This is a genomic window from uncultured Ferrovibrio sp. (assembly GCF_937960835.1).
Lineage (GTDB): Bacteria > Pseudomonadota > Alphaproteobacteria > Ferrovibrionales > Ferrovibrionaceae > Ferrovibrio.
In genome coordinates this window covers 104,599-126,445 of record NZ_CALGPC010000018.1, presented here as the reverse complement: position 1 = coordinate 126,445, position 21,847 = coordinate 104,599, and the positions used below count along the sequence as shown (strand labels likewise).

Below are 21,847 nucleotides of genomic sequence, written 5' to 3'. Positions count from 1 at the left end.
ATTGTTATTACAACATGATAATTTAGAGAAACTTTCTAAATTAATATGAAACCTTAAGAGGCGCCTTCCCTGAAGGGACGCCGGCTTTAGAGGGTCTGGATCTGCGCCAGATCGGCCCTGAGCCGTTCGGCGGCGTATTCGATAAAAGCGCGCACCCGGGCCGGGGCGCGCCTTCCTTCCATCTGCACCAGATGCACGGGAACCGGCGGCGGTTCGAAATCCTGCAGCACGATCCTGATCCTTCCAGCCCGCACCTCTGCCGCTACTTGGTAGGAGAGCAGCCGGGTGAACCCCCGGCCTTCAAGCACGGCTGCAATCGCCACGTCGGAGGAATTCAGCACAAGCTGGTGCGGAGGTGCGATCCGCACGCTCTTGGCAAGTTTGTCGAAGGCCCAGTCATGCATGTCGGCACCCGGCGAGGTGAAAATCGCCGGATGGTTTTGCAGATCGGCCGGCGTTTTTGGCTCACCATGCTTTTTCAGATAGGTTGTCGAGGCGCAGGTGACCCGCCGCAATTCCCCGACCTTCACAGCGATGAGGGCCGAATCCGTCAGATGCGCGATGCGCACCGCGACATCGATCCCCTCTTCCATCATGTCGACCACGCGATCGAGCAGCAGCAGCCGTGCCGAGACCTGCGGGTTCTGGTCCAGGAAGCCCATGACTGCCGGCGCCACGTGCAGGCGGCCGAACATCACCGGCGCGGTGATCGCAATCCGGCCGCGTAAGGCGGCGTGCTGACCGGCCGCCGCCGCCTCCGCCTCATCGATATCGGCAAGGATGCGGCGGCAATCTTTCAGGAAACGCTGCCCGCCATCGGTGAGGCGCACACTGCGGGTCGTACGATGCAAAAGCCGGGTACCGATCCGCTCCTCAAGCCCCGCCACGGCCCGGGTCACCACCGGCGGCGACAGGCCCAGACGGCGGGCCGCGGCGGCGAAGCTCTCGGTTTCGGCCACGGCGGCGAAGATTTGCATCGCCTGAAGACGGTCCATCCGATTATTCCATAATCTGGAATATTTATTTGTCAAACTGAGATATTCATTCTTTCTGAGAAACGAGCATCCTGTTGGGCAACGGCAAACGCGAACCGAGGATACGCCATGACCAAGCCCGCCCAACCGATCCGCCTCTATCGCAACGCCCTGTCGGGCCATGCGCATCGCGCTGAACTGATGCTGTCACTGCTGGGGCTGCCGTTTGAGAAGATCGATGTCGACCTCACCAAGGGCGCCCAGAAGAGTCCCGACTTCCTGGCCAAGAATCCCTTTGGGCAGGTGCCGGTCATCGAGGATGGCGGCCTCACCATCGCCGACAGCAATGCGATTTTGGTCTATCTGGCGACCCGGTATGACGAGAGCGGCCGCTGGCTGCCGCGCGATCCGGCCAATGCCGCACGTGTGCAGCAATGGCTGTCGGTCGCTGCTGGCCAGCTTGCCTTCGGCCCGGCGCTCGCGCGTGTCATCCGCGTTTTCGGCCGCAAGTTTGATCCGGCCATGCCGCTTGCCATCGCCGCGCAGCTTTACGGCATCGTGGAGGCACATCTGTCACGCAGCCCCTTCCTCGTCGGCGACCATCCGACCATCGCCGATGTCGCAATGTACAGCTACACCGCCTGCGCGCCGGAGGGTGGCATCTCATTGCAGCCCTATCCGAATATCCTTGCCTGGCTGACGCGGATCGAAGCCCTGCCCGGCTTCATGGCCATGCCTCGTGCGAACGTTCCAGACGCCGCTGTCGCCTGACCAGCCCGCGGCCAGGAGAGGATCATGAGCCCACTTCCCATCGATCAGCTCCCCCTAAAGCAATCACCCGCCGAGGCCTTCCACGCCGGTGAGCAGGCTTTGCAATTGCTGGCCGGTTCGCGTGAGCGTATGGCGCAGGCCGGCAGCCGGGTGATCCGCAGCTTCATGCCGGATCAGCATCGCGAGCTGTTCGAGAAGCTGCCCTACATGTTCGTCGGCAGCCTGGATGCACAGGGCCGCCCATGGGCCTCGATCCTCGCCGGCAAGCCCGGTTTCGTGACGACGCCGGACGCCGAGACGATGACTTTGGCGGCACGGCCTAATCCCGCCGATCCTCTCAGCGGACATCTGAAGCTGGGCGCGCCGCTGGGCCTGCTCGGCATCGAGCTGCATACCAGGCGGCGCAACCGGATGAATGGCCGCGTCACGGCATTGGCTGAGAACGGCTTCACGGTCCATGTGGACCAGAGCTTCGGGAATTGCCCGCAATATATTCAGGCGCGGCAGCCGCGCTATATCGATCTGCCCGAAACCATGGCTGAACCGCATCCGGTGCAGGTCGAAGGCACACTGCTGTCAGACGAGGCCGAGGCATTGGCGGCGCAAGCCGACACTTTCTTCATCGCCACGGCCTCGCCTGCGGCGGGCAATGGCGACGCCAGAGAAGGCGTCGATGTCTCTCATCGCGGCGGCAAGCCGGGTTTCGTACGAGTGACAGAGCAGAATGGCCGCAGCGTGCTGACCGCACCGGATTATGCCGGTAACAACTTTTTCAACACGCTGGGTAATATCGCGATCAATCCGCGGGCCGGGATGCTCTTCGTCGATTTCGCCAGCGGCAACCTGCTGCAACTCACCGGCGCGGCGTCCGTGGTGCTGGAAGACCCGGCGATCGACGCCTTCCCGGGCGCGCTGCGGCTACTGCGGCTGGAGGTTGAGGAAAGCCGGCTGATCCGCGGCGCCCTGCCGATGCGTTGGACCGAACCGGAATACGCGCCGCAACTGGCGCGAACGGGGACTTGGGCTGAGGTTTCCTAACTAGTGTCAGCCCGCCGGGCGGTGGCTTCACGCCCTACACCGCCTGCAACAGGCCTTCATGCAGGGTGACAACGCGGTCCATGCGCTGGGCGAGGTCCAGGTTATGAGTAGCGATCAGCGCACCGATGCCGGCGTTGCGGACCAGACCGAGCAGCTCAGCGAAGACCGTTTCGGCGGTCTTTTCGTCCAGATTGCCGGTCGGCTCATCGGCCAGCAGCAGATCCGGCCTGCCCACCACGGCGCGGGCAATCGCAACACGCTGCTGCTCGCCGCCCGAAAGCCGCGCCGGCCGGTGATCGAGACGATGGCCAAGTCCCAGATGCTCCAGCAACTGCCGCGCAGTGCGATGTGCCTCGGCCTTGTCCTGTCCACGCACGCGCAACGGCATGGCGGCATTTTCGATAGCGGAGAATTCCGGCAGCAGATGGTGATACTGGTAAACAAAGCCGATACGGTGTCGGCGCGTCAGCGTGCGCTCCTGCTCACCCATCTTGCTGCAATCCTGGCCACCGATGACGATGGTACCGGAGGTCGGCTGCTCCAACAGGCCGGCGATATGCAGCAAGGTCGATTTGCCCGAGCCTGAAGGCCCCAGCAAGGCGACGATCTCGCCACCCTTGACCGAGAGATCGACGCCGCGCAGCACTTCGATCTTCTCGCCGCCTTGCTTGAAGACGCGGCGAATGCCTTCCAGACGCAGCACCTCACTCATAGCGCAGCGCCTCCACCGGATCGAGGCGGGCGGCGCGCCATGAGGGATAAAGCGTCGCCAGGAAGGACAGCGCCAGCCCCATCAGCACCACATAAAGTACCTGGCTGGAATCAACCTTGGCCGGCAGCTTGGAGAGGAAGTAGATTTCGGCCGAGAAAAGCTCAGTGCCGGTAAGGTTCTGCAGCCACTGCCGGATCGTCTCGATATTCAGCGCAAAGGCCAGACCGAGCACAAAACCGCTGGCGGTGCCGACCACGCCGATGCTGGCGCCAGCGATGACGAAGACACGCATGATGGTGCCGCGTGCCGTGCCCATGGTGCGCAGAATGGCGATGTCGCGGCCCTTGTCTTTAACCAGCATGATCATGCTGGAAATGATGTTGAAGGCCGCCACCACGATGATCAGCGTCAGGATCAGGAACATCACGTTGCGCTCGACATCAAGCGCATTGACAAAATGGGCATTGGCCTGCTGCCAGTCATACAACCGGTAATTCGGACCAAGCCGCTGGCTGATTTCACGGGCCACACGCCGCGCCTGTTCCGGTTCGCTGAGGCGTACTTCCACAGCGCTGGCCATGTCCGGCAGACGGAAATAGGTCTGCGCTGCCTGGAAAGGCATGTAGACGAAGTTCGAATCGTATTCGAACATGCCGACATCGAAGATGCCGGCAATCTCATAACGCGCCAGGCGCGGCACCGTGCCGAAGGGCGTGGCCGTGCTTTGCGGCGAGATCAGGGTGATCTGATCGCCCAGCCTAAGCCCCAGCTTGCGCGCCAGGCGATGGCCGACCACCACCACGTCGTCGCTGTCGAAATCCTGCAAGGAGCCTTCGCGGATTCCGTTGGCGACAGCGCTTTCACGGCTCAGATCGGCCTGACGGATGCCGCGCACAACCACACCGGCGGCAACATTATTGGCGGTGGCCATAACCTGGCCTTCGATCATCGGATTGGCGAGCGTCACACCCGGCACAGCGGCGACGATCTCGGCCACGCGGTCATAGTCCTTCAGGTGCAGCCCTGCCTCGGCCTGGATGGTGAGATGGCCATTCAGACCGAGGATGCGGTCCAGCAGCTCGGCGCGGAAACCGTTCATCACGCTCATGACGATGATCAGGGTCGCGACCCCCAGCATGATGCCGAGGAAGCTGAACACCGCGATCACCGATATGAAGCCCTCCTGGCGCCGCGCCCGAAGATATCGCAGCGCCAGCATCCATTCGAAGCGCGAGAAAAACGGCATGGGACTCCGATCAGGCCGGTTTTGCCTGGGCAAGCTTGTTGAGCGCAGCCTCGATACTCAGCTCTTCCTTCTCGCCGGTAGCGCGGTTCTTCACCTCAACCAGCCCGGACTTCAGGCCGCGCGGACCGACGGTGATCTGATACGGCAGACCGATCAGGTCCATGGTGGCGAATTTGGCGCCGGCACGCTCGTCGCGGTCCTCATAGAGCACATCGAAGCCGGCCGTCTTAAGCTTGGCATAAAGATCGTCGCAGGCCTTGTCGCAATCGGCATCACCAACCTTGAGATTAATCAGGCCGACATGGAAGGGCGCGATGCTCATGGGCCAGATGATGCCATTGTCGTCATGGCTGGCCTCGATGATGGCGCCAACCAGACGCGACACCCCGATGCCGTAAGAGCCCATTTCCAAGGTGATGCTCTCGCCATTTGGCCCCTGCACCACCGCCCCCATCGGCTTGGAATACTTGGTGCCGAAATAGAAGATATGGCCAACCTCGATACCGCGTGCGGCGATCTGGCGATCCTTCGGCAGGGCCTCAAAGCGGGCGACATCGTGCTTCTCGTCGGTGGCGGCGTAAGGCGCCGTCCAGCTATCGACGATCGGCTGAAGATCGCCGTTGTAATCAACCGCCTCGTTCAGCACGTCGCGCTCGACCAGCGCCTTGTCGCAGAAGACACCACTTTCGCCGGTCTCGGCCAGGATGATGAATTCATGCGACAGGTCGCCGCCGATGGGACCGGTGTCGGCCTGCATCGGGATCGCCTTCAGGCCCAGGCGTGCGAAGGTGCGCAGATAGGCGACGAACATCCGGTTGTACGAACGGCGCGCGCCGGCTTTGTCGAGATCGAAGGAATAGGCATCCTTCATCAGGAATTCACGGCCGCGCATGACACCGAAGCGCGGACGCACCTCGTCGCGGAACTTCCACTGGATGTGATAGAGGATCTTCGGCAGATCGCGATAGCTCTTCCATTCCGAGGCGACAATATCGGTCAGCATTTCCTCGTTGGTCGGACCGTAAAGCAAGGGGCGCTCGTGGCGGTCGGTGATGCGCAGCATCTCCTTGCCGTAATCGTCGTATCGCCCGCTCTTTTGCCAAAGCTCCGCAGGCTGGATGGTCGGCATCAGCAATTCCTGGGCGCCGGCGGCATCCTGCTCCTCACGAACGATCTGCTCGATCTTCTTGAGCACGCGAAAACCCAAGGGCAGCCAGGTATAGATGCCGGCGGCCGATTGCCGGATCAGGCCGGCGCGCAGCATCAGCCGGTGACTGACGATCTGGGCCTCGCTCGGATTCTCTTTAAGAACAGGGAGGAAATAGCTGCTGAGCCGCATTTTCTGGTTGTCCTGAGTTTGCGGTGATGGCGGGGTAATGGGGCGTTTTTAAGGCCGGGCTGCCGCCCCTGCAATGGCTGCCTGCCGGCTGTCAGCGCGGTTTAGCCGATCCGGCCTTGGTTTGCCCTGCTTCGCTTTGCCCGGCAAGATATTCGCCGCAGGCCTGCGTGACGGCATCCTCCGCCGGCCGCTCCAGCGGCTGTCCATTGAAAGCCAGACGACCGCTCATCGGATCAATGGCGATCCGGGCAACTTCAAGCTCGGAACGCCGGAGATTGGGAGGCGTGCGGCTGCCCAGCAGATCTTCCAGCCGGATGCCGAGTGGCAGGGTCAGCGGCCCGGTCAGCGGCAGCGGATTCGCCCCCGGCAGGTCGGCGGGCGTCACCGGCCGCCCCTGGGAATCGACATCCCGCCCCGGCCGGTATTCGACATCCGGGCGGGGCTGGTGCGCCAGATCCACCGCATCGCGCTGGGCTAGCAGCCGGCGGCAATCGGCAGCATCAAGGGCGACAATGACCCGTTGCTGGGCAGCGTCAGGCTGCGCGGATTGGGCAAAAACCCCATCCGGCGCAAGGACGGCCAGCATGCCGACGCAGCCCAAAAATCGTTTCATTTCACAACTATAGCGGGTCGCCATTAACATTCTGTGTGATCGGCGTCACTTTTCAGATGACACTGCTTTCATCATTCGGTATAGAATTTACGCAACCGCTTGGAAACAGGCGGCCCAAGTCTGGGGAGGCTTAAACTTACCCGTGCGAGACGGGATACGGAGCGAGGCGCGTCCTTGCTCCTTTCTTTTTTGTGCTTCTGACAACCTCCCCGCCTCCGCCAACTAAGAGCCAGCATTTCCCGGAATGGCTGTGTGCTCTGTCTGCTAGGTGGAGTTCAGGGCTGGATGCCGGGGTTTCTCAGGGCGAGCCGCCCTGCCGCATGCGTCTGCGGCGGCTTTAAGCCAGGATCAGCTGCCGCGGCCAAACAGGTCGCTCAGGCCGAGCAGATCATAATAGCCAACGACATAGTAAATTCCGAACAGCACCGCGCTGATCGCGAAGGTCAGCAGGAATTTGAATCCCATGCGCGGATTCGCCGGTGCGGAACTGGCCTGGCCGGGCAGCGGCTGCTCACCCGCCTCTTCTGCCGTCTTCACCCCAATCGGCAGCACGCAGAACAGCACCACCATGTAGATGATGACGAAAGCAACAGCGTTATTGAACCAGTTCATACCTGCTCGATCTCAATCAGCGTGCCGTAAAAATCCTTCGGATGCAGGAACAGCACCGGCTTGCCATGAGCGCCGATCTTCGGCTCGCCGTCACCCAGCACGCGGGCACCTTCCGCCTTCAGCTTGTCGCGGGCGGCGATGATGTCATCCACCTCGTAGCAGACATGGTGAATGCCGCCGGAGGCATTCTTCGCAAGGAAGTTGGCGATCGGAGAATTGTCGCCCAGCGGATGCAGCAGCTCGATCTTCGTGTTCGGCAGCTCGACGAAGACCACGGTTACGCCATGCTCGGGCTGGGCCAGCGGCGGCGAGACCTTGGCGCCAAGCGTGTTGGCATAGGTCGCTGCGGCGGCCTCAAGGTCGGGCACGGCGATGGCAACGTGGTTGAGGCGGCCGATCATGATGGTTTCCTGCTGGTCTCGCGAGTTTCCTACCGCAGTGCAATATGATGCCAGACCGCACCGGTATCAAGCCGGTGCGGCAGCGGTCCCGGTCGCCTGCCCTTGCGGCAGGCGGATGACATGGACCTGCACCGTCGGCTTACGGCCGGTCAAGCCCCGCAATCCAAGTCGCAATGTGCGGATCGCCGTCTGCTCAAGGCTGCTGTCGTTGCGCTGCTGGCCGGGGCCGAGATTGTCGATGGCCTCTGCAACATCGTTGGCGATATCGGCCGCGATTTCCTCGGGATCACCATTCACCACTCCGGTCAGGGCCACCCTTGGCGCGGTTAGCAGATATCCCTTGTCGTCCACCACGAGGCTGATCGATGCAGCTCCATTGAAGGCAAGCTTGCGCCGCTGCGCCAGCGCACCGCCCTGCACGGCGACCAGTTCCTCGCCATCGATGGCAAGCCGTCCTGCCGGGACCTGCTCGATTACCTCAGGTTCGCCCGGCGCAAGCCTGATCAGGTCGCCATTGCGCGGCACCAGACCATGCGGCACCTGAAGGCTTTGAGCGAAACGGACGTGCTCAACCAGATGCCGCGGTTCGCCATGTACCGGGATGGCGATCTGCGGGCGCGCCAAGCGATACATCTCAGCCAGTTCATCGCGCGAGGGATGGCCCGAGACATGGACGAAGGCGTCCTTCTCGGTGATCACCTCGATCCCGCGGCTGACCAGTTCGTTATGCACCCGAAACAGAGCGCGCTCGTTGCCGGGAATAATCTTGGATGAAAAGACAGCTGTGTCGTCCGGCGACAGGACCACATGCGGATGACTGCCGAAGGCAATCCTGGACATGGCGCCACGCGGCTCGCCCTGGCAGCCGGTGCAGATATACATCACCTTCTCGCGCGGCAGATATCCGCATTCGCGCTCGTCCACCAGATTGGGAATGCTCTGCAGGTAGCCGTTTTCCTGCGCCGCCGCGATGAAGCGATGCAAAGAGCGGCCGATCAGGCAGACATGGCGGTCGAGATGCCGGGCGACCGCGATCAAGGTCTCCAGACGGGCGAGGTTGGACGAAAAGGTGGTGACGGCAATCCGCCCGGGCTTGCCGGCCAGCACTTTCATCAGGCTGTCATGGACCTCGCCTTCCGAACCCGAGCTGCCGTGGTTGAAGACATTCGTGCTGTCGCAGACCAATGCCAGCACGCCTCTATCGCCATAGGAACGCAGCGTCTCGACTTCCGTCTGCGGTCCCAGCATGGGACGCGGGTCGAGCTTCCAGTCGCCCGTATGCAGAACCACGCCGCGCGGCGTCTCGATCGCCAGTGCCTGGCTCTCCGGTGTGGAATGCGTGATGCTCATCGAGCGGATACGGAACGGCCCCAGCTCTATGGTATCGCCCGGCCGGTAGATATTGATCGGGACGTCGTTCTCCATCCCCTTTTCGGCCAGTTTGCGGCGGAGCACCGAGGCAGCGAAGCCGGTTGCCCAGACGGGGCATTGCAACTCATTCCATAGATGGCTGACGGCGCCGAGATGATCCTCATGCGCATGCGTCAACACGATTCCCAGCAGCCGTTCACGCCGCCCGGCAATCCAGGTCACATCCGGCGCCACCAGATCGACACCCGGCATGCCTTCATCGGCAAAACTGGTGCCGAGATCGACCATCAGCCACTGATCCCCATACCCATACAGGTTGAGGTTCATGCCGATCTCGTTCACACCGCCGAGCGGAAGGAAATAAAGGCTGTCTTTGTCGAGGCGTTCAGACATCGGTTTGGTTGAAGCCGTTCTTAATTGCTGCGCGTACTGCGCCGGTAGATCTCGACCAGGCCGCGAGCCGTCAAATCCGGAACGACCTGTTCGATCACTTGAGTGGCGCCGTCGAAAACGGGCGCAAGGCCGCCCGTGGAAATCACCTTCATCGGCCGGCCGAATTCCTCACGAATACGCGCCACGATCCCTTCGATCAATCCCACATAGCCCCAGAAAACGCCGGAATGCATACAGGCAACGGTGTCCGTTCCGATCACCCGCTTGGGCTTCTCGACAACGATCCGCGGCAGCAGCGCGGTGGCATTGACCAGCGCCTCGATGGAAAGGTTGATGCCCGGCGCAATCACGCCGCCGCAATAACTGCCCTCCTCATCCACCACGTCGAAGGTGGTGGCGGTTCCGAAATCAACGACGATCATCGGCGTGCGCGGGAACAACACGCCCGCGCCCACCGTGTTGCAGATGCGGTCCGCTCCAGCGCCCTGCCCCTTGATCTGGATGCCGTATTTCACATTCGGCTCGCCCAGCACCAGCGGCTCGGTATGGAAATAGCGGGTGCAAAGCCGGCGCAGATTGAAAGTCGCCTGGGGCACCACGCTGCCGATGATGGCGCCGGTGATGGACTTGGGGTCGATTTTCTCGATCGCCATGAGCTGGAACAGCCAGACGGCGTGTTCGTCGGCGGTTCGCATCGCGGTGGTGTGCTGGCGCCATTCACCAACGATCCGGTCGCCGTCGATGACGCCGAATTTCACATTGGTGTTGTTCGCATTGATGGCGAGCAGCATCGCTTTTGTCTCCTGTCAGCCGACCGGAAAAACGTCACCGGCGGTAATCGCCTGGCGGCGACCATCCGGCAAATCCAACAGCAGCGCGCCGCTTTCGTCCAGCGCTGCGAAACACCCGTGCAATTCGCCACCGGGCAGACGCACCACCACTGGCTGTCCCAGACCCTGCGCCCGCGCAAGCCATGCGCTGCGCACCGGCGCAAAGCCCTCGGCCTGCCAGCGGTTATGCCAATAAGCAAAGCGCGCCAGCAGCCATTCGGCGAATACCGGCGGCTCCACTGAAGTTCCCTGGCTGGACAGATCAGTGACCGGATAAGGCGTGCCGGCCGGGTGATGCGCCAGATTAACGCCGATGCCGATGACGACCCATTCCAGCCCCGCATCGGCTCCGGTGCGCGATTCCAGCAGGATGCCGGCGATCTTGGCGCCATTCACCAGCACATCGTTGGGCCATTTGCAGGCGATGCGGCTGGCCAGATCAGGCGCCGCCAGTTCCAGCGTCTCGGCCAAAGCGACGGCAGTCAGAAAGGACAACTTTGCGGCCTCGGCCGCGCTGACCCGGGGCCGCAGCAGCAATGACAGAAAGAGATTGCCTTCCGGGGAATCCCACGCGCGGCCGCGCCGCCCTCGCCCAGCCGTCTGACGCCGCGCCAGAACCGCCAGACCTTCCGCCGCCCCCGCTTCAGCCTGGCGGCGGATTTCCTCATTGGTGCTGTCGAGGACGTCGAACGCCCGGAGCGTCCAGGCCGTCATTCGCTCTCGAACAGCATCGGCATTACGGGAACAGCGCCTTGGCGGCCGTCTGCGCAGCCGCCAGCAGCGGAGCCGGCCAGACGAAATACAGGATGGTGAACAGGCCGGTCACGGTCATGACCACGCCCAGCTCGCCACGCACCGGCTTGGCCAGCGGTTCCGCCGCCTCGTCGAAATACATGATCTTGACGATGCGGAGGTAGTAATAGGCGCCCACCACCGAGGACAGGACGCCGATCACTGCCAGCGTATAGAGGCCGGCATTGATGGCGGCCATGAAGATGTAGAACTTGCCGAAGAAACCAGCCAAAGGCGGCACGCCGGCCAGCGAAAACATGAAAGCAGCCATCAGCAGCGCCATGCCCGGATGGGTTTTGGCCAGGCCGGCCAGATCCGCCACGCCTTCCACCATCCGGTCCTTCTGGCGCATCGCCAGGATGCAGGCGAAGGTGCCGACATTCATGGCCAGATAGATGGCCAGATAGATCAGGATGCCGCGAATGCCCTCCTCCGTGCCGGCAGCCAAGCCGATCAGGGCATAGCCGACATGGCCGATAGAGGAATAGGCCATCAGGCGCTTGATGTTGCTTTGCGCGATGGCGGCAAAGGCACCGAGAACCATGCTGAGCGCGCTGATCACGATCACGATCTGCTGCCATTCGCCGGCGATGTCGCCGAACGGGGAAAGCAGCGCGCGGACGAACAGAGCCATCGCAGCCACCTTCGGGGCAACGGCGAAGAAAGCCGTGACCGGGGTCGGCGCGCCTTCATAGACGTCTGGGGTCCACATATGGAACGGCACGGCCGAGACCTTGAAGGCCAGACCGGCGCTGAGGAAGACGATGCCGATCACCAGACCGATCGAGGCCTGACCCGAGCCCTGCAGCGATTGGGCGATCAGGTCGAAGCTGGTCGAACCGGCGAAGCCGTAGATCATCGAGGCGCCGTAGAGCAGCATACCCGAGCTCAAGGCACCGAGCATGAAATACTTCAGGCCTGCCTCGGTGGCGCGGCTGGAATCGCGCTTGAACGCCGCCATGACATAGAGCGACAGCGACTGCAGCTCGAGGCCCAGATACAGCGCGATGAGATCGTTGGCCGAGATCATCATCAGCATGCCGGTGGTGGCCAGCAGGATCAGCACCGGATATTCGAACCGCTCCATCCGTTCGGTACGGATATAGCCGAGTGAGAGGATGATCGAGAAAGCCGAGCCCAGCAGGACAAGGATTTTGGCAAAGCGGCCGAAGCCATCGGCGATGAACATGTTGCCAAAGGTCGTAACCGACGCCGACGGCTGAACGCAGATCAGCCCCACGGCCACGGCGAGAACCAGAACCGCCAGCCAGGATACCAGACGGGTGGAGCCGTCGCCTTTGAAGACGCCGAGCATCAACAGCGCCATCGCCGCGAGGGCGAGCCAGATTTCCGGATAGGCCGGAGCGAGCGCGGGCAAGGTCGAAGCGGTCACGTTGGAACTCCTAGCGGGCAGCCGTGGCTACCGCCTTGGCGGCAGCCAGCGCAGTCTGGTGCTGGTCGAGCAGGTTCTTCACCGACACGGTCATGACATCGAGGAACGGTGCCGGGTAGATGCCCATCCACAAGGCGAGGATGACGAGCGGCGCGAACGTGGCGATCTCGCGTGGGCTGAGATCCAGCATGGCCTTGAGGTCAGGCTTGGTCAGCTCGCCCCAAACGACCTTGCGATAGAGCCACAGCGCATAACCGGCCGAGAGAATGACGCCCGTGGTGGCCAGCAGCGCAACCCAGGTATTGGCCTGGAAGGCGCCGACCAGCGTCAGCAATTCGCCGACGAAGCCGCTGGTGCCCGGCAGGCCGACGTTGGCCATGGTGAACAGCATGAAGACCACGGCGTATTTCGGCATGTTGTTGGCAAGGCCGCCATAGCGGGCGATCTCACGGGTATGCAGCCGGTCGTAGACGACGCCGACGCACAGGAACAGGGCGCCGGAGACGATGCCGTGGCTCAGCATCTGGAAGATGGCGCCTTCGATGCCCTGGGTGTTCAGCGCGAAGATGCCCATGGTCACGAAGCCCATATGGGCGACCGACGAATAGGCAATCAGCTTCTTCATATCCTCCTGCATCAGCGCCACCAGCGAGGTGTAGATGATGGCGATGACGCTGAGGGCGAAGACGAAGGGCGCGAAGTATTCGCTGGCCAGCGGAAACATCGGCAGCGAGAAGCGCAGGAAACCGTAGCCGCCCATCTTCAGCAGCACGGCAGCCAGGATGACCGAGCCGGCCGTCGGCGCTTCGACGTGGGCGTCGGGCAGCCAGGTATGCACCGGCCACATCGGCATCTTCACCGCAAACGAGGCGAAGAAAGCCAGCCACAGCCAGGTCTGCGCCTCAGGCGAGAACAGGCCGGTCTTCATCAGGCTCGGGATATCGGTCGTACCGGCGGTGAAATACATGTACAGGAGCGCCAGCAGCATCAGCACCGAGCCGAGCAGCGTATAGAGGAAGAACTTGAAGGTGGCGTAGACGCGCCGCTTGCCGCCCCAGATGCCGATGATCAGGAACATCGGGATCAGGCCTGCCTCGAAGAACAGGTAGAACAGCACCAGGTCGAGCGCGCAGAAGACGCCGATCATCAGCGTCTCCATGATCAGGAAGGCGATCATGTATTCCTTGACGCGTGTCTCGATGGCCTCCCAAGAGGCCAGGATGCAGAGCGGCATCAGGAAAGTGGTGAGGATGACGAACAGCATCGAGATGCCGTCCACACCCATGTGATAATTGATGCCAGCGCCAATCCACTCGATCTTCTCGACAAACTGGAAGTTAGCCGTCGAGTTATCGAAGTTCAGCCAGATCAGCAGCGAAACGGCGAAGGTGATCGTAGTGGTCCAAAGCGCCACCGACCGCGCGTTGCGGGCGACGATCTCTTCCTGGCCCCGAGCCAGGAAAATGAAGGCCGCGCCGACCAGCGGCAGGAACGTGACGATCGACAGCAAGGGCATGCTCGACATCTTCTCAGTGCCCCATAACGGTAAAGAAGTAGGTCACCAGCGCCGCTACGCCGACCAGCATGGCGAAGGCGTAGTGATAGACGTAGCCGGATTGCAGGATACTGGCACGCTTGGCCAGACGGACCACCGTGGCAGCGAAGCCATCGGGGCCAAGGCCGTCGATGATCTTGCCGTCACCGCCCTTCCAGAACAGGCGGCCGAGCCACATGGCAGGGCGCACGAACAAAAAGTCGTAAATCTCGTCGAAATACCACTTGTTCAGCAGGAACTGATACAACACCTGATGCTGCTTCACAGCCCGCGCCGGCAGGCCGGTATCGCGGATATAGGCAATCCAGGCAACGAAGATGCCAACCAGGCCGACCACGATAGGGCCAAGCTTGACCCAGAGCGGCACGTCATGGGCGGCTTCCATCGCCTTGTGATCCGGCAGGATCACGATCGAGTTGCCCCAGAATTCCTGCCAGTGATGGCCGATCATGCCCGGCGCGAAGGCGACACCGGCAAACAGCGCGCCGGCAGCCAGCACGAAGAGCGGGACCAGCATGACCCATGGGCTCTCATGCACATGCTCCATGACATGATGATCCGCGCGCGGCTCGCCATGGAAGGTCATGAATAGCAGGCGCCAGGAATAGAAGGCGGTCAGGATCGCCGCGGCCATGCCGAGCACGAAGGCATACTGCCCCACCCCGCTGCCGGCTGCGAAGGCGGCTTCGAGGATCATGTCCTTCGAGTAGTAGCCGGCAAAGAACGGCAGACCAGCCAGGGCCAGGCTGCCGATCCACATCATCGCGTAGGTGATCTTGATGTGCTTCCACAGACCGCCCATCTTGCGCATGTCCTGCTCGCCATCGACGGCATGGATCACCGAGCCCGCGCCCAGGAACAGCAGCGCCTTGAAGAAGGCGTGGGTGAACAGGTGGAAGATCGCGGCCGGATAGGCCGAGACGCCCAGCGCAAAGAACATGTAGCCGAGCTGCGAGCAGGTCGAATATGCGATCACGCGCTTGATGTCGTTCTGGGCCAGGCCGACGGTAGCAGCGAAGAACGCCGTCGAAGCGCCGATGACAGTGACAAAAGCCAGCGTATCGGGCGCGTATTCGAACAGCGGCGAACAGCGCGCCACCATGAAGACGCCCGCGGTAACCATGGTCGCAGCATGGATCAGCGCCGAAACCGGGGTGGGGCCTTCCATTGCGTCCGGCAGCCAGGTGTGCAGGCCGAGCTGAGCCGACTTGCCCATAGCGCCGAGGAACAAGAGGAACGTGGCGACAGTCAGGATGTCCCACTCGCCGCCCAGGAAGTTGAAGGTCTTGCCAGCAAGGTCGGGGGCAGCAGCGAAGACCGTCTCGAAGCTGACCGAACCGGTGGCGAAGAACAGCGTCATGATGCCAAGCGCGAAGCCGAAATCGCCGACACGGTTGACGACGAAGGCCTTGATCGCCGCGGCATTGGCCGAGGGCTTGTGGAACCAGAAGCCGATCAGCAGGTAGGAGGCCAGACCAACGCCTTCCCAGCCCATGTAGAGCTGCACGAAGTTGTCCGCCGTGACCAGCATCAGCATGGCGAAGGTGAACAGCGACAGATAGGCAAAGAAACGCGGCCGGCTGGGATCGTGGCTCATATAGCCGACGGAGTAGATGTGCACCAAAGCCGAGACCGTGTTCACCACCACCAGCATGACGGCAGTGAGCTGGTCGATCTTCAGCGCCCAATCGACGCTGAAGCTGCCGGAATCGATCCAGTCGAGCACCTTCACAGTGACCACGTTACCCTGGCCGACGACCTGATACAGCGCCACCCAGGACAGGATCGCGCCGATGCCGACGGCAATGCAGGTCGCCGCCATGGAGGCCGCATCGCCGATCCGGCGGCCGAAGAAGCCGGCAACGATCGCAGCCAGCAGCGGCAGGAAAACGATCAGATGGTATATCGTCATCGCCGCCTCTTAACCCTTCATCAAATTGATGTCTTCGACCGCGATGGTGCCGCGGTTGCGGAAATAGACCACCAGGATGGCCAGGCCGATGGCCGCCTCGCCGGCCGCCACGGTCAATACGAACAGCGCAAAGACCTGGCCGACCAGATCCTGCAGATGCGTTGAGAACGCCACCAGGTTGATGTTGACGGCCAGCAGCATCAGCTCGATCGACATCAGGATGACGATCACGTTCTTACGGTTCAGGAAGATGCCGATGATCCCGAGCGTGAACAGGATGGCGGCAACCGTGAGGTAATGTCCAAGTCCGATGGTCATGATCAGATTCCCTGCCCCGGCTCGACCTTCTTGATCGCCACGGCGTCTTCGCGGCGGCGGCTCACCTGCTCGGCGATGTTCTGGCGCCGCACGCCCGGACGGGAACGCAGCGTCAGAACGATGGCGCCGATCATGGCGACCAGCAGGATCAGGCCGGCGCCTTGGAACAGATAGATGTATTTGGTGTAGAGCACCGCACCCAGCGCATGGGTGTTGGTGACGTCTTCAATGGGGGGGATCGGGTCCATCGCGACCTGCTGGGCTGCCGGCGCCACCGCCCAGCTGCCAAGCACCAGCGCAAGTTCGATCAGCAGGATGGCGCCCACCAGACCGCCGATCGGCAGGTACTGGAGGAAGCCCTGGCGCAGCTCGACGAAATTGATGTCGAGCATCATCACCACGAACAGGAACAGCACCGCGACGGCGCCGACATAGACGATCACCAGGATCATCGCCAGGAACTCGGCGCCCATCAGAACGAACAACCCGGCCGCATTGAAGAAGGCCAGGATCAGGAACAATACGCTGTGTACCGGATTGCGTGACGCGATCACCATGAAGGCCGAAGCCACGGTGATCGCCGCAAACAGGTAAAAGGCCAAGGCCTGGATGATCATGTCTACCCCCTCGCCGTCAGCGCGCTCAACGGTACGGCGCGTCCGCGGCGATGTTGCGCGAAATCTCGTATTCCCAGCGCTCACCATTCGCGAGCAGCTTGTTCTTGTCGTAAAACAATTCCTCGCGGGTCTCGGTGGCGAACTCAAAGTTCGGACCTTCGACGATGGCATCCACCGGGCAGGCTTCCTGGCAGAAGCCGCAATAGATGCACTTCGTCATGTCGATGTCGTAGCGCGTGGTGCGGCGCGAGCCGTCTTCCCGCGGCTCGGCCTCGATGGTGATGGCCAGCGCCGGGCAGATCGCCTCGCACAGCTTGCAGGCGATGCAGCGCTCTTCGCCATTGGCGTAGCGGCGCAAGGCATGCTCACCGCGGAAACGCGGGCTGAGCGGTCCCTTTTCGTAGGGATAGTTCACCGTCGCCCGCTTCTTGAACATGTAGGCGAAGGTGAGTCCCAGGCCTTTGAGAACTTCCCAGAGGAAGATTGTGCGGGCGCTACGGTCGAGAAATGCCATAACCGGTACTCCTACTTCATGCCCTGAGGCAGCAGGTCGAAGGCGACCAGCACGCCGGCGGTGGCAATCACCCAGAACAGCGACACCGGCAGGAAGACCTTCCAGCCCAGACGCATCAGCTGGTCATAGCGATAGCGCGGCACGGTGGCGCGCACCCAGATGAAGACGAACAGCAAGACGAAGATCTTGAGGCAGAACCAGACGATGCCCGGGATCCAATTGAATGGCGCAATGTCCAGCGGCGGCAGCCAGCCTCCCAGGAACAGGATGGAGGTCATGCCCGACATCAGGATCATGTTCGCGTATTCGCCAAGGAAGAACAGCGCGAAGGTCATCGACGAATATTCGACCTGATAGCCAGCGACCAGCTCGGCCTCGGCTTCCGGCAGGTCGAAGGGATGCCGGTTGGTCTCCGCCAGGGCCGAGATGAAGAAGATGACGAACATCGGGAAGAGCGGCAGTGCAAACCAGACCGTCTTCTGCGCTTCCACGATATCGACGAGGTTGAGCGAGCCGACGCAGAGCAGCACGGTGATGATCACGAAGCCCATCGAGACTTCGTAGGACACCATCTGCGCCGAGGAGCGCAGCGCGCCGAGGAAGGCATAACGCGAATTCGACGACCAGCCGGCGATGATGATGCCGTAGACGCCAAGCGAGGAGATCGCGAAGAGATACAGCACGCCGACATTGATGTCGGCGATCACCCAGCCATCGGCCACCGGGATCACCGCCCAGGCAATCAGCGCCAGGATGAAGGTGATGCAGGGTGCGGCGATGAACAGGAACTTGTTCGCACCCGACGGGATGATCGGCTCCTTGAAGATCAGCTTCACGGCATCCGCGAAGGGCTGCAGCAGGCCGAAGGGGCCGACCACGTTCGGGCCCATGCGCAGCGACATCGCCGCCAGCACCTTGCGCTCCATCAGGGTCAGGTAGGCCACCGCGATCAGCAGCGGCACGACGAGCATCAGGATATGGACCAGGATCGTCCCGCCCGGGAAGACATAACCGGTCCAGAGCGTGTTCCAGAAAGCGTCAGTCATGGGTGCCCGTCTTCGGCGTGGTTTCGCCGCGCGCGATGGCAGAGCATTCGGCCATGACAGCCGAGGCGCGGGCGATCGGGTTGGTCAGGTAGAAATCGTCAATCGGTGACTTGAATGGCGCGTCGGTGATCGAACCCGGCGTGCCGAAGCTGCCCCAGGCAGCCGGCGTCAGCTTGTCGACGGCGGCGAAATGCGGCGCCGCCTCCAGCATGCGGCGGCGCAGCTGGCCGAGATTGTCGTACGGCAGGGTCTGGCCGAGCACGTCCGACAGGGCGCGGATGATCGCCCAGTCCTCACGGGCCTCGCCCGGCGGAACCGCAGCGCGACGGCCAAGCTGCACGCGGCCCTCGGTATTCACCCAGGTGGCGTCCTTCTCGGGATAGGCCGCGCCCGGCAGGATCACGTCGGCGCGCTTGGCGCCGGCATCGCCATGGCTGCCCTGATAGACGACGAAGGCCGAACCGAAGGCGCTGGTGTCGAGCTCATCGGCACCGAGCAGGTAGACGAACTTCACCGCCCCCGAAATCGCACCGGCCTGGATCGCCGCAACGTCGCGGCCGCCCTCGCCCGGCACGAAGCCGAGATCGAGCGCGCCGACACGGCTGGCAGCCGTGTGCAGCATGTTGAAGCCGTTCCAGCCGTCCTTCACCAGACCGCAGTTCTCGGCCACCTGGCGGGCGAGCGCCAGGATGGCGGCGCCATCGGCCCGCGTGAGCGCACCCTGACCGATGATCAGCATCGGCCGCTGGGCGGACTTCAGCACGTCCGCGAAAGCATGCTTGCCTTCGGCAATGTCCTTCAGCGTCGACGGACCGGCGCCAAGGTAATCGACGCGATAGGTCAGCGGCACCTGCTCGCCGATCAGACCGATCTTGACGTTGCCGCGCAGATAGCGCTTGCGGATACGGGCGTTGATCAGGGCCGCTTCGCGGCGCGGATTGGTGCCGACCAGCAGGATCGCATCGGCCTCTTCAATGCCGGCGATGCCGCTGTTGAAGAGATAGCCGGCGCGGGTCGCCGGGTCGATCTTGGCCCCGTCCTGACGGCAATCCAGATTGGGCGAGCCCAGCTTGCCCATCAGATCCTTGAGGGCCATGACGCTCTCGGCGCAGGCGAGATCGCCCGCGATGGCGGCGATCTGGCTGCCATTCAGGCCCTGCAGCGCATTGGCAATGGCCGCGAAGGCCTCGCCCCAGGAGGCTTCCTGCAGCTTGTCGTCCTTGCGCACATAGGGGCGGTCCAGACGGCGATGCTTCAGGCCGTCATAGGCGAAGCGGCTCTTATCCGAGAGCCATTCCTCGTTGACCTCTTCGTTCAGGCGCGGCAGCACGCGCATCACTTCGCGGCCGCGCACGTCGATGCGGATGTTGGCGCCGACGGCATCCATCACGTCGACGCTTTCGGTCTTGCGCAATTCCCAGGCGCGCGCGGTGAAGGCGTAGGGCTTGGAGGTCAGCGCACCTACCGGGCAGAGGTCGATGACGTTGCCGGACAGCTCCGAGGTCAGCGCCTGCTCAAGATAAGTGGTGATCTGCATGTCCTCGCCGCGGCCAATGGCGCCGAGTTCGGGCACGCCGGCGATCTCCTGCGCGAAGCGGATGCAGCGCGTGCAGTGGATGCAGCGCGTCATCACCGTTTCGATCAGCGGGCCCATATACTTGTCTTTGACCGCGCGCTTGTTCTCGTCATAGCGCGAGGTGCCACGGCCATAGCCCATGGCCTGGTCCTGCAGGTCGCACTCGCCGCCCTGGTCGCAGATCGGGCAGTCCAGCGGATGGTTGATCAGCAGGAATTCCATCACGCCTTCGCGGGCCTTCTTGACCATCGGCGTGTCAGTCTTGATCACCATGCCATCGGCGGCCGGCATCGCGCAGGATGCGATCGGCTTCGGCGCCTTCTCCTGCTCGACCAAGCACATACGGCAATTGCCGGCGATCGACAGGCGCTCGTGATAGCAGAAACGCGGGATTTCCTTGCCGGCCGCTTCGCAAGCCTGCAGCACAGTCGAGCCGGGCTCGACCGTTACCTCAATCCCGTCAATGGTCAACGTGGGCATGCGTCTACCTTCCCCGCCTACGCTTCGCTACCGTCACTCGGCCGCAACCGGCAGAACCGGCTGGCCAGCATGGCGGGCGTCGATGCGGCGTTCGATTTCGCCGCGGAAATGCCGGATCAGGCCCTGGATCGGCCACGCCGCGGCATCGCCGAGCGCGCAAATCGTATGGCCTTCCACCTGCGTGGTGACCTCGAGCAGCATGTCGATCTCGCGCTTCTCGGCGCGGCCCTCGACCAGACGCTCCATCACCCGCCACATCCAGCCGGTGCCTTCGCGGCACGGCGTGCACTGGCCGCAGGATTCATGCTTGTAGAACTTCGACAGGCGCGCGATGGCGCGCACGATGTCGGTCGACTTGTCCATGACGATGACGGCCGCGGTGCCAAGGCCCGAGCGCTGAGCACGCAGGCTGTCGAAATCCATCAGCACGTCGTCGCAGATTTCCTTGGGCAGCAGCGGCACGGAGGAGCCGCCCGGGATCACGGCCAGCAGGTTGTCCCAGCCGCCGCGCACGCCGCCGGCATGCTTCTCGATCAGCTCCTTGAGCGGGATGCCCATCTCCTCTTCCACATTGCACGGCTTGTTCACATGGCCGGAAATGCAGAAGACCTTGGTGCCGGTGTTGTTCGGCCGGCCGAGGCTGGCAAACCAGTCGCCGCCGCGGCGCAGGATGGTCGGCACCACCGCGATGCTTTCCACATTGTTGACCGTGGTCGGGCAGCCCCAGACGCCGACATTGGCCGGGAAAGGCGGCTTCAGGCGCGGCTGGCCCTTCTTGCCCTCCAGGCTTTCGATCAGCGCGGTTTCCTCGCCACAGATATAAGCGCCGGCGCCGCGATGGATGTAGACGTCGAAATCGTAGCCCGAGCCGCAGGCATTCTTGCCGATCAGACCGGCGGCATAGGCTTCGTCGATGGCGGCCTGCAGGTTCTGGGCCTCGCGGTAGAACTCGCCACGGATATAGATGTAGGCCGCCACCGCGCGCATGGCGAAACCGGCGATCAGGCAGCCTTCAACCAGCTTATGCGGATCGTGACGCATCATGTCGCGGTCCTTGCAGGTTCCCGGCTCGCCCTCGTCGGCATTGACCACGAGATAGCTGGGGCGCCCGTCGGACTGCTTGGGCATGAAGGACCATTTCAGGCCGGTCGGGAAGCCCGCGCCGCCGCGGCCGCGCAGACCGGACTTCTTCACCTCTTCGATGATCCAGTCCTGTCCCTTCTCAAGAATGGCCTTGGTATTGTCCCAATCGCCGCGCTTGCGGGCAGCTTCAAGCCGCCACGACTGCTGGCCGTAGAGATTGGTGAAGATGCGGTCCTTGTCCTGCAACATGGGGCTGGCTCC

21 protein-coding genes are annotated in these 21,847 nt (G+C 62.7%); 2 read left to right on the top strand and 19 right to left on the bottom strand.

The features are described 5' to 3' along the window. Window positions 1–86: 86 nt before the first annotated feature. On the bottom strand, window positions 87–995 hold the full coding sequence (locus tag Q0603_RS18070) for a LysR family transcriptional regulator (protein WP_298728325.1): 909 nt from the start codon (window positions 993–995) through the stop codon (window positions 87–89). 108 nt (window positions 996–1,103) lie between these two features. Between Q0603_RS18070 and Q0603_RS18065 the strand changes: the two genes are divergently transcribed. Both Q0603_RS18065 and Q0603_RS18060 read left to right on the top strand, forming a co-directional pair. Continuing rightward, window positions 1,104–1,745, top strand: a complete 642-nt coding sequence (locus Q0603_RS18065; RefSeq protein ID WP_298728323.1) for a glutathione S-transferase — start codon at window positions 1,104–1,106, stop codon at window positions 1,743–1,745. A 24-nt stretch (window positions 1,746–1,769) separates the two neighbouring features. Beyond that, on the top strand, window positions 1,770–2,783 hold the full coding sequence (locus Q0603_RS18060) for a pyridoxamine 5'-phosphate oxidase family protein (protein ID WP_298728321.1): 1,014 nt from the start codon (window positions 1,770–1,772) through the stop codon (window positions 2,781–2,783). Between the two features lie 34 nt (window positions 2,784–2,817). Here the strand turns inward: Q0603_RS18060 and Q0603_RS18055 are convergent, their stop codons facing one another. From Q0603_RS18055 to nuoF, 18 genes are all read right to left on the bottom strand, one after another. Further along, entirely contained in the window at window positions 2,818–3,495 is a 678-nt protein-coding gene (locus tag Q0603_RS18055) for an ABC transporter ATP-binding protein (protein WP_298728319.1), read from the bottom strand. Further along, window positions 3,488–4,741: a lipoprotein-releasing ABC transporter permease subunit gene (locus Q0603_RS18050; protein WP_298728317.1), complete on the bottom strand. Its 1,254-nt coding sequence runs from the start codon at window positions 4,739–4,741 to the stop codon at window positions 3,488–3,490. The genes Q0603_RS18055 and Q0603_RS18050 overlap by 8 nt, the downstream gene beginning before the upstream one ends. A 10-nt stretch (window positions 4,742–4,751) precedes the next feature. Next, a complete protein-coding gene (proS, locus tag Q0603_RS18045; protein WP_298728315.1) occupies window positions 4,752–6,080 on the bottom strand; it encodes a proline--tRNA ligase in 1,329 nt (442 codons plus the stop codon). A gap of 91 nt (window positions 6,081–6,171) precedes the next feature. Beyond that, window positions 6,172–6,693, bottom strand: a complete 522-nt coding sequence (locus Q0603_RS18040; protein ID WP_298728314.1) for a hypothetical protein — start codon at window positions 6,691–6,693, stop codon at window positions 6,172–6,174. Between the two features lie 348 nt (window positions 6,694–7,041). Next, window positions 7,042–7,305 (bottom strand): DUF1467 family protein, encoded by a 264-nt coding sequence (locus tag Q0603_RS18035; protein WP_298728312.1) that lies wholly within the window; start codon window positions 7,303–7,305, stop codon window positions 7,042–7,044. Beyond that, on the bottom strand, window positions 7,302–7,706 hold the full coding sequence (gene mce, locus Q0603_RS18030; RefSeq protein ID WP_298728310.1) for a methylmalonyl-CoA epimerase: 405 nt from the start codon (window positions 7,704–7,706) through the stop codon (window positions 7,302–7,304). The genes Q0603_RS18035 and mce overlap by 4 nt, the downstream gene beginning before the upstream one ends. Before the next feature lie 66 nt (window positions 7,707–7,772). Then, window positions 7,773–9,470 carry a ribonuclease J gene (locus tag Q0603_RS18025; protein ID WP_298728308.1) on the bottom strand — a complete coding sequence of 566 codons (1,698 nt, stop codon included), beginning with the start codon at window positions 9,468–9,470 and terminating at the stop codon, window positions 7,773–7,775. Between the two features lie 20 nt (window positions 9,471–9,490). Beyond that, window positions 9,491–10,261 (bottom strand): type III pantothenate kinase, encoded by a 771-nt coding sequence (locus Q0603_RS18020; RefSeq protein WP_298728306.1) that lies wholly within the window; start codon window positions 10,259–10,261, stop codon window positions 9,491–9,493. Window positions 10,262–10,276: 15 nt separating this feature from the next. Further along, on the bottom strand, window positions 10,277–11,014 hold the full coding sequence (locus Q0603_RS18015) for a biotin--[acetyl-CoA-carboxylase] ligase (protein ID WP_298728304.1): 738 nt from the start codon (window positions 11,012–11,014) through the stop codon (window positions 10,277–10,279). Window positions 11,015–11,036: 22 nt separating this feature from the next. Next, entirely contained in the window at window positions 11,037–12,485 is a 1,449-nt protein-coding gene (gene nuoN, locus Q0603_RS18010) for an NADH-quinone oxidoreductase subunit NuoN (protein ID WP_298728303.1), read from the bottom strand. 10 nt (window positions 12,486–12,495) lie between these two features. Further along, on the bottom strand, window positions 12,496–14,010 hold the full coding sequence (locus Q0603_RS18005) for an NADH-quinone oxidoreductase subunit M (protein WP_298728301.1): 1,515 nt from the start codon (window positions 14,008–14,010) through the stop codon (window positions 12,496–12,498). Window positions 14,011–14,014: 4 nt separating this feature from the next. After that, window positions 14,015–15,952, bottom strand: a complete 1,938-nt coding sequence (nuoL, locus tag Q0603_RS18000) for an NADH-quinone oxidoreductase subunit L (protein WP_298728299.1) — start codon at window positions 15,950–15,952, stop codon at window positions 14,015–14,017. A gap of 9 nt (window positions 15,953–15,961) precedes the next feature. Continuing rightward, window positions 15,962–16,270: an NADH-quinone oxidoreductase subunit NuoK gene (gene nuoK / locus Q0603_RS17995; RefSeq protein WP_298728297.1), complete on the bottom strand. Its 309-nt coding sequence runs from the start codon at window positions 16,268–16,270 to the stop codon at window positions 15,962–15,964. A 2-nt stretch (window positions 16,271–16,272) separates the two neighbouring features. Next, window positions 16,273–16,887, bottom strand: a complete 615-nt coding sequence (locus tag Q0603_RS17990) for an NADH-quinone oxidoreductase subunit J (RefSeq protein ID WP_298728294.1) — start codon at window positions 16,885–16,887, stop codon at window positions 16,273–16,275. Window positions 16,888–16,912: 25 nt separating this feature from the next. After that, window positions 16,913–17,401 (bottom strand): NADH-quinone oxidoreductase subunit NuoI, encoded by a 489-nt coding sequence (nuoI, locus tag Q0603_RS17985; RefSeq protein ID WP_298728293.1) that lies wholly within the window; start codon window positions 17,399–17,401, stop codon window positions 16,913–16,915. 11 nt (window positions 17,402–17,412) lie between these two features. Continuing rightward, window positions 17,413–18,447, bottom strand: coding sequence for an NADH-quinone oxidoreductase subunit NuoH (gene nuoH, locus Q0603_RS17980; protein WP_298728291.1), 1,035 nt, complete (start codon window positions 18,445–18,447; stop codon window positions 17,413–17,415). Beyond that, window positions 18,440–20,503 (bottom strand): NADH-quinone oxidoreductase subunit NuoG, encoded by a 2,064-nt coding sequence (gene nuoG / locus Q0603_RS17975; protein ID WP_298728289.1) that lies wholly within the window; start codon window positions 20,501–20,503, stop codon window positions 18,440–18,442. The genes nuoH and nuoG overlap by 8 nt, the downstream gene beginning before the upstream one ends. 33 nt (window positions 20,504–20,536) lie before the next feature. After that, the gene (gene nuoF, locus Q0603_RS17970; protein WP_298728287.1) at window positions 20,537–21,835 is read right to left on the bottom strand and encodes an NADH-quinone oxidoreductase subunit NuoF; all 1,299 of its coding nucleotides are present in this window, start codon (window positions 21,833–21,835) and stop codon (window positions 20,537–20,539) included. Between the last annotated feature and the right edge of the window lie 12 nt (window positions 21,836–21,847).

Excerpts from the sequence above, each read along its gene's own strand:
- Q0603_RS18070 (WP_298728325.1), bottom strand. The coding sequence starts at position 995 with ATGGACCGTCTTCAGGCGATGCAAATCTTCGCCGCCGTGGCCGAAACC.
- Q0603_RS18065 (WP_298728323.1), top strand. The coding sequence starts at position 1,104 with ATGACCAAGCCCGCCCAACCGATCCGCCTCTATCGCAACGCCCTGTCG.
- Q0603_RS18060 (WP_298728321.1), top strand. The coding sequence starts at position 1,770 with ATGAGCCCACTTCCCATCGATCAGCTCCCCCTAAAGCAATCACCCGCC.
- Q0603_RS18055 (WP_298728319.1), bottom strand. The coding sequence starts at position 3,495 with ATGAGTGAGGTGCTGCGTCTGGAAGGCATTCGCCGCGTCTTCAAGCAA.
- Q0603_RS18050 (WP_298728317.1), bottom strand. The coding sequence starts at position 4,741 with ATGCCGTTTTTCTCGCGCTTCGAATGGATGCTGGCGCTGCGATATCTT.
- proS (WP_298728315.1), bottom strand. The coding sequence starts at position 6,080 with ATGCGGCTCAGCAGCTATTTCCTCCCTGTTCTTAAAGAGAATCCGAGC.
- Q0603_RS18040 (WP_298728314.1), bottom strand. The coding sequence starts at position 6,693 with ATGAAACGATTTTTGGGCTGCGTCGGCATGCTGGCCGTCCTTGCGCCG.
- Q0603_RS18035 (WP_298728312.1), bottom strand. The coding sequence starts at position 7,305 with ATGAACTGGTTCAATAACGCTGTTGCTTTCGTCATCATCTACATGGTG.
- mce (WP_298728310.1), bottom strand. The coding sequence starts at position 7,706 with ATGATCGGCCGCCTCAACCACGTTGCCATCGCCGTGCCCGACCTTGAG.
- Q0603_RS18025 (WP_298728308.1), bottom strand. The coding sequence starts at position 9,470 with ATGTCTGAACGCCTCGACAAAGACAGCCTTTATTTCCTTCCGCTCGGC.
- Q0603_RS18020 (WP_298728306.1), bottom strand. The coding sequence starts at position 10,261 with ATGCTGCTCGCCATCAATGCGAACAACACCAATGTGAAATTCGGCGTC.
- Q0603_RS18015 (WP_298728304.1), bottom strand. The coding sequence starts at position 11,014 with ATGACGGCCTGGACGCTCCGGGCGTTCGACGTCCTCGACAGCACCAAT.
- Q0603_RS18005 (WP_298728301.1), bottom strand. The coding sequence starts at position 14,010 with ATGTCGAGCATGCCCTTGCTGTCGATCGTCACGTTCCTGCCGCTGGTC.
- nuoL (WP_298728299.1), bottom strand. The coding sequence starts at position 15,952 with ATGACGATATACCATCTGATCGTTTTCCTGCCGCTGCTGGCTGCGATC.
- nuoK (WP_298728297.1), bottom strand. The coding sequence starts at position 16,270 with ATGACCATCGGACTTGGACATTACCTCACGGTTGCCGCCATCCTGTTC.
- Q0603_RS17990 (WP_298728294.1), bottom strand. The coding sequence starts at position 16,887 with ATGATCATCCAGGCCTTGGCCTTTTACCTGTTTGCGGCGATCACCGTG.
- nuoI (WP_298728293.1), bottom strand. The coding sequence starts at position 17,401 with ATGGCATTTCTCGACCGTAGCGCCCGCACAATCTTCCTCTGGGAAGTT.
- nuoH (WP_298728291.1), bottom strand. The coding sequence starts at position 18,447 with ATGACTGACGCTTTCTGGAACACGCTCTGGACCGGTTATGTCTTCCCG.
- nuoG (WP_298728289.1), bottom strand. The coding sequence starts at position 20,503 with ATGCCCACGTTGACCATTGACGGGATTGAGGTAACGGTCGAGCCCGGC.
- nuoF (WP_298728287.1), bottom strand. The coding sequence starts at position 21,835 with ATGTTGCAGGACAAGGACCGCATCTTCACCAATCTCTACGGCCAGCAG.